Genomic DNA, 10,766 nt, shown 5'->3' with positions numbered 1-10,766 from the left:
ATCAAAGTCATATCCGTTACAGATATGCTCTCTGTAAAGTAAACAGGGCCGAAATCGCCTGTGAGGTTCATACCGTTAAACTGTATCAGTCCTCCGTCACCGACACAGACATTATCGCCTTTTCCATATGCCTTATTTCCCTTGAATGTGCAGTTGTTAAGTGACAGGAACCCCTGATTAAAGATTGCACCACCGTTTTTGGCGTAATTATTTGTGAAACTACAATTATCACACATCACATTACCAGTGTTTATAATTGCTGCACCCCAATCTCTTTCAATTATATAGTCCATACGATTGTTATCGAATCGAACATTGTTGAAATAGCAGTTACCTGCAAAACATTTAACGGCGGAATTGAAGTTTTTAACAGTCAAATCATAAGCCATAAATATAGTATTGGGATTACCGGCCATGTCAATCCATGTTTGCTCGTCATCTTCATCTTTGGCAAGACCATCAATTGTTGAACCGTTACCCGTTATAAGAATAGAATCAAAACCTGATATATTTGGTGTCCAAGAAAGTTCAGATTCAGCATTTATCTTATCTGTAAAAATAACTTTAAAATTATTAATAAATTTGTCAACGCCTTCATCTGTGTCAAACCATTGATCCCAGCCTTTAACCGAAGAAATTTCAGAATAATCAAAGGTGTCATGAACAAAACCAATGAGATTTTGTGTAAGACTAAATTCATAGTTTTCATGAAGTACACAATCAAAAACCTGATTGAAATCCGTTATATTGGAAAAAGACATTGATTTAAGATAATCAAAACCAAAGTGAAAAACAGGCAGGGAAGGCATATCAATATGGAATGATTCAATCCAATCTATTTTAAAGTTCAACATATCTTTGGCATATTCGTCCAAATAAACATAATCAGATATTTCCCCATATGCAGCAAAATTCAAAATGAAATCACCACTTTCATTAAAATATTGAGCAAAATAATTAAAATCATCACCAATATTGTTTACACCACCGATTATGATGGATTTATATATTAAAGGAATAATATCCAATTTATAACCTTTTTCTGTTGATATATTACCCCACACAGGAATTTTATATGAATAGAAAAGATAATCAGCATCAATATTAAATACGGCACCGTCAATGAGGGGAAGTTTATTATTAAAAGTATCATTGACAAACCTGATTTTTTCACGGTTGCGATCGGCATATATTGCTTCACCGGTTAGCTGTGAAGTTGAATTAACAAAAATACACCATGAAACGGTATTGTTCACACCACCAATATATAGTGCACCGCCAACTCCTCTTGCCGTGTTATTGATAAACCTGCAATTCTCAATTGTTCCATTGTTTCCGGTCCAGGTCATTGCACCACCATTAACGGCACAGTTGTTGTAGAAATTACAGTCTTTTATGGTTCCGTTGATACCGCTCCAGCATATTGGACTGTTAATCCTTTCAAAACGGTGCCCATCAATAGTTGGACCGGGTATACAACTTGGCACACTATTGGCAAAGGTTAAATTGCTGATTGTTACATTATTTCCAGATATTTTAAATATTGCAAAGTTCTGAGAACCACCAGCATCAATTGCAAAACCATTACCGTTAATAATAATATTATCCTGATTAATTGCAATAATACGATCCTGCAATATTAATGTCTGACCATTACCATCAAATATATAATCCCTTGTAAAATTATAAACATCACCGGAATGCAAATTCTCAATATCCTCCTTCAAATCATCATATGAACCGGGCACACCACCATTTGCTGGTCCATTGTCCATTATATTATTTTGAATAGAGTCTTTCAAATTTATCTGGCTATTAGCATTTTTATCTACTTCCATAACATTAAGATTATCAATGTTTATTTTATGATTTTGTCCATCTGCAGTAACATTGCCTCTAATTTGATTTGAATCGGCTGCAAAAGCACATGATGCACTTATTAAAAGGCATGCACTTATTATTACCAAAACCATTAATTTTTTTAGATTCAACATTAAATACCACCAGAGTTATTTCATCAATGGCAAAATATATTGGAAGATATTCTCAAAAACACAGTTGATAGTTTTCATCAATGTAAATTACTTTTTACATCACTATCTAAAAATTGAATTATATAAATATTTTCGCAACAAAGTACTTACTTGCATACCTTTTTAAAAAAAATACACACTCATCATATCTGTGCTGAATCTAGTCACAATAGCAAAAAATATTGTTAATTAATATTAAAAAAAGCTAAATTAATAAAAATAGACCATAAATCTTATTTAATCAAAAAAAGTATTAAAAATGAATTTTGCCTGTACAGATACAACATATTTAGTACTTTTAGCATGAAAATTTTTTACTCTTTTCTAAACTAGAAAACTTTATATATCTTTAAGTTTATAATTTACCTAACGAACGGTAGGTAGGTAATGATGAATACCAAAGAAAAAATATTTAATGTATCCCTAGAATTATTTTCAAAAAAAGGTTATGATTCAGTTTCACTAAGAGAAATCGCTGAAGAGGTAGGAATCAAAAAAAGTTCAATTTACAGCCATTATTCCTCAAAAGAAGCCATACTGATGGATATATTTAATCAGTTTACAAGCAGTTTTGAACTAGATGATGAAAACATAGAATTAACCGACAATAATCCCTTATTGGAAAATCCAGAAGCGTTTTATCATGCTGGATCCGAAGCAATGAAAAACATGCTTTTTCAGGAAACAAACCTTAAAATCTGGAAGTTGATTCTCATACAAATGCATCACAATGAAACAATTAGATTGTTCTTCCAAAATGAGATATTGGTCAAGCCATTGGAATTTTGGAATGGATTATTCACAATTTTAAAAGAAAAAGGAATTATACGCAAAGATTACAACCCAGAACTACTGGCAAAGCAGTATTACAGTTTTCCAATCTATTTGCTCCTGGACATATGTGCAAAATACGATGACATCCCTGAAGAGGCATTGGAGAAATTATTTGATGAAACAGAACAGCATGCAAAATTTTTATTTGAAAGCGTGAAGGTGAAATGAATGAATGACAAATTTAATATTCAAGAATATCTCGCTGAAGGAGTGGAATACATCATAAAAGACGCTATCAAGGCATCCATAAAAAATCCTAAAGAAATTTTATTCTTACACAAATTTTCCAAATATGCAAAAAAAGCTACTGAAATCAGACAAGAATATGATAAAAATGGTCAAAATATTCCGGTCTTCCTAATTTCAAGCATTACAAGTAGTTGCAACCTTCATTGCACCGGTTGCTACTCTAGAGCCAATAACTCATGCAGTGATGATGATCCCTCAAATCAGCTTTCGGCTGAGGAATGGGAAGAAATTTTCAGCCAAGCAAAAAATCTTGGAATAAGTTTCATTGTTCTTGCAGGCGGAGAGCCTCTTCTTAGAGAAGACGTTATAAAAAAAGCCACTAATTTTCCAGAAATTCTATTTCCAATATTTACAAATGGAACCATGTTAAATGATGATTATTTAAAACTATTCAACAAAAACAGGAACATCATACCAATCATTTCCATTGAAGGAGATGAAAAAATCACAGATTCCAGAAGAGGAGAAGGTGTTTATAGCCAGCTGGTTGATTCAATGAATCTAATGAGGAAAAACAATATAATTTTTGGCGCTTCACTAACATTTACAAAAGGAAACTTAACATCATTAATTTCAAAGGAATTTATTGACACATTATATGATTTAGGATGCAAAGTTGTATTTTTCATTGAATATGTCCCGGTTAACGAAGAAACTTATGAAAAAGCTCCAAGTGACAATGAAAGAGAGTTATTATTGGATAATCTTGAACGCTTGCGAAAAGAATATGATGACATGCTGTTCCTGTCATTTCCAGGAGATGAAAAGACCTCCGGAGGTTGTCTGGCTGCCGGAAGAGGATTTTTCCACATCAATTCACATGGCGGTGCAGAACCTTGTCCAGCTTCTCCATACTCCGACATCAATGTCAAGGACACATCCTTACTTGAAGCGTTGAATTCAAAATTATTTAAGAACCTCAGAGATGGAAATATCCTTATAGATGAACATGAGGGAGGATGCGTATTATTTGATCATAAAAAAGAAGTGGAAAATTTATTAGAAAATTTTAAAAATAAATAAAAAAGAATGAGTTTTAAAAAAAAACTCATTAAGATTATATTTTATTTTCTTCTTCTGATGATTATTCCCATAACTGATAAAGCCATTAATAGTGCCAAAATAGGATTACCGGTAGATTCACTATTTTTCTCAATATCTACACCTTTTTTCTTAATGTCGGCATATTTTTTATCAATATCGTCCGGATTGATTGGAGTATCATTTTCAGGATTCTTCGGAGGCACATCTTCAGGAATTACAGTGACTGTAGCAGAACTGTTAATTTTAGTGCCGTTTTCCTTGCAGTGTGCTGTCACTTCATTAGTAAAGTCACCTACTCCATTGGTGAGTGCTTCAATCCATATCTTTACAAAATTGCCTGCAGTTATATTGGATATGTTTAATTCAACACCATTATTAATTGCTTTGGGAGTAATGTTGGCACCATTACTGTTGATGATTCCCCAATTTGAGTAGATTAAGGTATCTGGCAAGGAATTTGCGACAATTACCTCAGTGGCATTGCCCAAATCATCATTCATCACTGTAACAGTGAATCTAACAAATTTGTTAGTATATGTTACCTCAGCATCGGATGTTATGGATACGTTTAAAATAACATTATGAATAACAAAAGTGCCTTCATTTGCCCTTTCTGTATAATATTCATCACCAGTGTGTCTGGACTTAATATTATATTTGCCTGCCGGGAGGTTTTCCAATTCTACATTTATTGCTCCGTAAACATCAGTTACCTTAATATCCGAATCGCTTGACATCATTAAAAGGTTCGGATTTTTAGTATTGTTTTTATAAACAGTACCATCAGTGAGATTATATAAAACAACACTACCATCTTCATTAGTTATCAGCACATCTAAAAGCTGTGCATTTTCCTGTGGACTTTGCCACAACCTAGAACTGTCTACAAAACCCTCAGTCGGATTTTGTAAAATATTATCATTAAATTTAAATGAATTTATACGACCATCGCCATCCTGAGAAAACACACAGAATACATTTTCCAGTTTAATGGTGTCTGTTCCGCCATTATTCCAGATGGCATTCGCAATGTTATCACCGCCCAACAGATAAACATGAACCGTAACATTATTATTAAGAGCATGACTTTCATTGCCTTCAACTTCTATCCTAATATCTGAAGTATTAGCTCTGTTGCTTTCAAAAATAACATTGGAAATAATGAAATTTATTGCATCACTGGTTTTATAAATGGCTGAACCTTTAACTGCAATATTTCCTATGAAATTTACATTATTGAAATTTGCATTGGATCCTTCCAGAAAAATTCCACCACCCTCATCTGTAGCGAAGTTATTGGAGAATGCTGATTCAAAAATTGTTGCGCCATCCCCTCTCAAATCAATAGCTCCACCAATGCTAGCGGAGTTATCAGTAAAATCACAGTGAATTATTTCCCCTTTACTGTAAATAAAAACGGCGCCGCCCGCATTCATCAATGCGGAATTACTGCTGAAAATAGAATCTGATATTTTTAAATCGTTACTGGAATAAATTGCTCCTCCGCTAAAGCTTGCAACATTTTTGTTGAAGTTAGAGTTTGCAACTGTTCCGTTTCCCCAAAATTCAATTGCACCACCGGTCCGGGCATCGTTATTTGTGAAATTACAGGTATCTACATCTGCATTGCCGTGAACATATACTGCTCCACCATCTCGCGCACTGCTATTGTCGAAATTTGAATTTGAAATTTTTCCGTTTTTCCAGAAGTAAACCGCACCGCCATAATAAACAGCAATGTTGTTTGTGAAGTTACAATTATATACAGTTCCGTCAGCATGGAAATAGATTGCACCACCATCTCCATAGCCGCCGACGAATGAATTATTGTAGAATTCACAATTGTTTACTTCTCCATCACCATCAAAATAGATTGCGCCTCCATCTGTGGAAGCAAAATTATTGAAAAAAGAAGTATTTTCAATAACTCCATTTGTAGTGGCTATAGCCCCACCATAATCCGCAGAATTACCTATGAATTTCCCATTAAAAATTACATTGTCAAAAGTTTCAAAGAAATTGACTCCTCCACCGAATTCTGCTTTATTGTTAATGAAATTACTGTTAAATGTAATGTTATGTGGCGTTTCCCTGTAGTTTACTCCACCACCGAATAAGGCTGCAGTATTGTTGACAAAATCACATGTGAATATGGAATTAGATGATGTGTTCTTGAATGTTATTGCACCGCCGTTCCCATTTTCAGAATCAATTTTGCCTAAAGCAGAGTTATTAACATAATATCCTGAGAAGTTATTTTTATCCGCAGTATTGTAGAAAAACATCGCACCGCCACAGGATAAAGCTACATTAAAACTGAAATTGCTATTGAATTTATTATTATTTGCTTTATTGTAAAAAAAGATTCCTGCACCATAACCTGCACTATTGTATCTGAAAATACTTTCAAATTGATTGTTTTCAACCAAATTACGGAAAAATATTGCTCCTCCACTGGCCGTTTTTGCGCGATTATTGTAAAAATCACAAACAAAGGTATTGTCAGTAGATTTTCCTCCAACAGCTATTGCCCCGCCGGTTCTCTCAGCAGTATTTTCTTCAAAATATCCCATTACTGACACATTAGAAACAGTCTTATTGAAATATATCGCACCACCGGCATTTGCACTGTTATTAATGAATGTGGATTCGATTTTACAATTTGAAAAATCATTTTCAACATATATTGCTCCGCCGTTTGCACTTGAAAATCCGTTTACAAATATAATGTTTTTTAAAGTGACATTATTGGATGCAATATCAAAAATTCTGGCCTGACCCACCCCATCAATCATATATCCGTTTCCATCAATTACAATATTATCCTGAGTAATCTTGATTCCATCCTTGTAGTCAGAATCATTGGAATTATAGGCATAGTTCTTTGTTAATGTGAAATTTCCATGAGTTGTAATTTCTTCATTTAACTCAGTGAAACTACCAGTTTCGCCAGCATAATAATTACCTAATGTCTGTTGATTTTCCTGAATATCCGTACTGTTCTGAGCATTTACAGCAGAAATAGACAATATAATTATGAATATTAAAAATAATAAAAATTTATTATTCAAAAAAGATTCCCCCAACATGTTCTATTTTTTTGTTTAAATTAAATATTATGAAAAATTTTTGCCAGTATACTATACAAAATATAATATACTTTTCTCTCCCAAATAATATATGTTACCCTGGAGCATATAAAAAAAATAAAGTTAAATAATTAATATTTAACTTTTGTCCATAGTGTATTCGATTGTATTAAATCCTAAAACCTCCGCATATTTTAGAAGGCCTTCCGGGAAGTTGTGTTTTATGTGTTCAAGATTTTCTTTTTCCCCATCGTATTTTATGTCAACATGGATGTTGTCGTCATAATCTATTACTAAAACCTCAACATATGTGCCTTGAGGATTTGTATCAATAATCACATCAAAAATCTTATTGAGATTGCCACAGAATTCATCGTCAGCATTTAAATCTTTCAAAAGTTCCATACATTCTTTTCTAGTATTTAAATCATTGCCTGTCAAAACGAAGTTTTTGGTTTTATGCACCAAATCTTTTTCAATGAAGAACAAACCTCTGTATTGCGGTTCCCTCATTTGTATTATTTTAACGCCAATGACAATTATAATCAGTGTAATGATTGTTCCCACGCTGAAACCTATCCATATTCCGTCAGACCCAATTAGGTAATATAATGCAAATATTGAAGTTAAAGGTGCTATTAATGTATAAATAACTGAAAGGATTGATGAAAATAGAGACCTTTCAATAGCTTCATAATAGTATATCAGCATGTTCGGCAGTATGGATACTAGGAAAAATATTGAGTATAATCTGAGTGCATTTATAGCAAAGTCTGCAATGTCCACTTCATTGAAGTTATAAAGAGCTAAAAATCCTTGTGGCCAGAACCAGAACCATGCAGCAAGTATTATTGCAGCAACTGCTGAAATCATGAGAGAAAGTTTCATCAAGTGATTAAGATTTACATAATCATGTTTGGCATAATATATTGGAACAATTGAAGCAAGTGTATCTGCAATTCCTCCATCTATGATACTTGCGATTATTAAAGCATCTACACATAATGTATATGTAGTTAATCCTGTATCTCCCAATGTAGAAACCAAGAAACCATTTAGTATATAAACAAATATCATGTCAAAAATACTTATGCTTGCTACAGGAAATCCTACTTTAATCATGTCTAGGGTTGTTTTAAAGAATGATTTAATTTCAAGGGCCTTTCGTACAAATCTGAATGTTCTTTTTGGATCGCGAATATACCATAAACATATAACAAGAGCTACAATGTATCCTATTAATGATGCAAGTGCTGCGGATTTCATACCCATACCTGATGATAAAAAGATATAATCCAAAATTATATTTACCACATTTGCTAAATATCTATCTTAATTTTAATTGTTTTAATGTATTCATGAATCATTTAATCCATTTTTTAGTTTTTAAATATTGAATGTGTTAATTTATATAGTTATTTTTTTAAAAAACGGCATGTAAGCAAGTAATAACTTGCAAATATATTTATATATTAGTTTTTAGATATTTGAAAAAAGTAGTCATATTTCATGAAATATATATAATCCCCATAAAGTTAAAGCATTATTTTTATTAATATGTTCATGATATTTAACATTATTATGTTCTTATTCAATTAATGAAATAAATGATGAAAATGCTTTTAATAGTATCATTTAATATATGTTTCCACTACTGTTATTAGAATAGTATTTATTATACTTTCTAAAAGATACAAATCGTCGATTTGACTTTTGAGGGTTTTATTTCTCAATAAATTTTCCCCGGAAATAAAAACTCAGGAGGTGTTAATGTGAATCTAAAAAAATTAATGGTTTTGGTAATAATAAGTGCATGCCTTTTAATAAGTGCATCATGTGCTTTTGCAGCCGATTCAAATCAAATCAGTAGCAATATTACTGCAGATGGACAAAATCATGAAATAAACATTGATAATTTTAATGTTGAAGAAGTAGAAAATAATAATGTAGATAAAATACTTGTTAATAATGATGTAAATTTCAAAAATTCTATTCAGAAAGATATTGTGGACAATAAACAGACTAATAGTACTGTGCCCGGTACATATGATGATTTAAAAAGAGATATTGAGAATTTGCATTCTGGTGATGTTTATAATTTTACAAGGAATTATATATTTGACGGTGTTAATCAGACACTTGTCTTGGAGAACCGAATTATTGTAATTAACCAGGATAATCTTGTTATTAACGGTAACGGTTTTACTATTGATGCCGGAGGATCTCAAAACTTTGCAATATTTAAAGTCCTATCAAATAATGTAACAATCAGCAATTTAACCTTCGCCAATAGTGTGCCAAGTTGTATACCAGGTCCAACTATTGATGGGCACCGTTTTGAAAGGATTAACAGTCCAATATGCTGGAGTGGTATCAACGGAACTATAAAAGACTGTAATTTCTATAATAATCGTGCTGTAAATGGTGGTGCAATGACATGGACAGGCGACAATGGTTTAATTGTGAATTGTAAATTTATTAATAACACTGCTAGAGGAGTAGGTGGTGCACTCTATCTTGGTGGTGCGAATAATACTGTTATCCAATGTAATTTTATTAATTCCTGTTCAGAGTTAACCAAAGAAGCAATATATACTGATCGTAAATGTGAAAAAATCAGACTAGTTAATAATACTTTTAATAATAACCTTCCGTTTATTGAGGGTTCCTTATTTAATATTGATGCAGATTATCTTTTCTATTCATATAAGATTCCTGTCTGGGGTAATCTAACTGCAGAGAAGAGTAATAATTTGGATATTATTCCTTTAATATATAAATCTATAGTGGCCGGTGGTTTAAATAATATTAGTAATGATTTAAATTGTTTTGCCCAATATTTTAATGAAACGGGTTTATTCATTTTGAATTTTGCTGCATATGAAGATGTATATGATTATATTTATATGGACAAATATTCCAAAGCTATGATGGACTTTACTGTAGACTGGATTGAGTCATTTCATCTTAATCCAATAAGCCAAACAATTTCTCACTTGGGTTTTGATTATCTCAAATCAATTTCTTTTTCAAATATAACTGATTTTAATCAGGTTTTTGATTATGTACTTCATGGGAACTATGAAGTTAGCCTCACACAAAATCTCATCGGTTTTGTTCATGATGTCTATGATTATAATGATATCCATTCGATTAAAGGCTGGGGTTACTGGTTTGATGCAGATAAAGGTGCTGGAAAATTTGTTAATAATCTTAAAGTTATTTTCACAGATAAAATAAATGCTGAATCCGATGATACATGGAGACCAAATATCTCCGGTTTTGATTCCATACTTATAATGGGTAACGGTTCAACAATTGACGGTTATGCTAAGGACGACCATGATGAAAAAAAATGGGTTGAAATGGGCGGCGATAGTAATACCTATTTTGCGGCTTATGATTTGACTGTTAAAAACTTCAATACTGCAGTTGAATGCCTTGCAGGAACTTGTTATTTCAATAATATTCGATTTGATAACAATCGTATGGACTATACAATTGAAAGAGATTGGGG

General features: G+C 32.3%; 6 protein-coding genes. 3 read left to right on the top strand and 3 right to left on the bottom strand.

What is annotated here, in order from left to right:
- A partial coding sequence (locus ACKI3Q_RS02310; RefSeq protein WP_407413887.1) for a right-handed parallel beta-helix repeat-containing protein occupies positions 1–1,994 on the bottom strand: 1,994 nt, incomplete at its 3' end.
- Between the two features lie 429 nt (positions 1,995–2,423).
- On the opposite strand from ACKI3Q_RS02310, the gene ACKI3Q_RS02305 reads away from it, so the two are divergent.
- Together ACKI3Q_RS02305 and ACKI3Q_RS02300 are read left to right on the top strand one after the other, a co-directional pair.
- Entirely contained in the window at positions 2,424–3,035 is a 612-nt protein-coding gene (locus tag ACKI3Q_RS02305; RefSeq protein WP_407413885.1) for a TetR/AcrR family transcriptional regulator, read from the top strand.
- The gene (locus ACKI3Q_RS02300) at positions 3,036–4,139 is read left to right on the top strand and encodes a radical SAM protein (protein WP_407413883.1); all 1,104 of its coding nucleotides are present in this window, start codon (positions 3,036–3,038) and stop codon (positions 4,137–4,139) included.
- 41 nt (positions 4,140–4,180) lie between these two features.
- Here ACKI3Q_RS02300 and ACKI3Q_RS02295 read toward each other — a convergent pair whose 3' ends face one another.
- Positions 4,181–7,231, bottom strand: a complete 3,051-nt coding sequence (locus ACKI3Q_RS02295) for a right-handed parallel beta-helix repeat-containing protein (protein WP_407413881.1) — start codon at positions 7,229–7,231, stop codon at positions 4,181–4,183.
- A gap of 156 nt (positions 7,232–7,387) precedes the next feature.
- Positions 7,388–8,548, bottom strand: a complete 1,161-nt coding sequence (locus ACKI3Q_RS02290) for an MATE family efflux transporter (protein WP_407413879.1) — start codon at positions 8,546–8,548, stop codon at positions 7,388–7,390.
- A 473-nt stretch (positions 8,549–9,021) separates the two neighbouring features.
- On the opposite strand from ACKI3Q_RS02290, the gene ACKI3Q_RS02285 reads away from it, so the two are divergent.
- A partial coding sequence (locus ACKI3Q_RS02285) for a right-handed parallel beta-helix repeat-containing protein (protein ID WP_407413877.1) occupies positions 9,022–10,766 on the top strand: 1,745 nt, incomplete at its 3' end.

The organism is Methanobrevibacter sp., assembly GCF_045636185.1.
Taxonomy (GTDB): Archaea; Methanobacteriota; Methanobacteria; order Methanobacteriales; family Methanobacteriaceae; genus Methanocatella.
Note: the sequence above shows the minus strand (reverse complement) of the source record. Positions and strands in the feature narration are given on the sequence as shown.

Excerpts from the sequence above, each read along its gene's own strand:
- ACKI3Q_RS02305 (WP_407413885.1), top strand. The coding sequence starts at position 2,424 with ATGAATACCAAAGAAAAAATATTTAATGTATCCCTAGAATTATTTTCA.
- ACKI3Q_RS02300 (WP_407413883.1), top strand. The coding sequence starts at position 3,036 with ATGAATGACAAATTTAATATTCAAGAATATCTCGCTGAAGGAGTGGAA.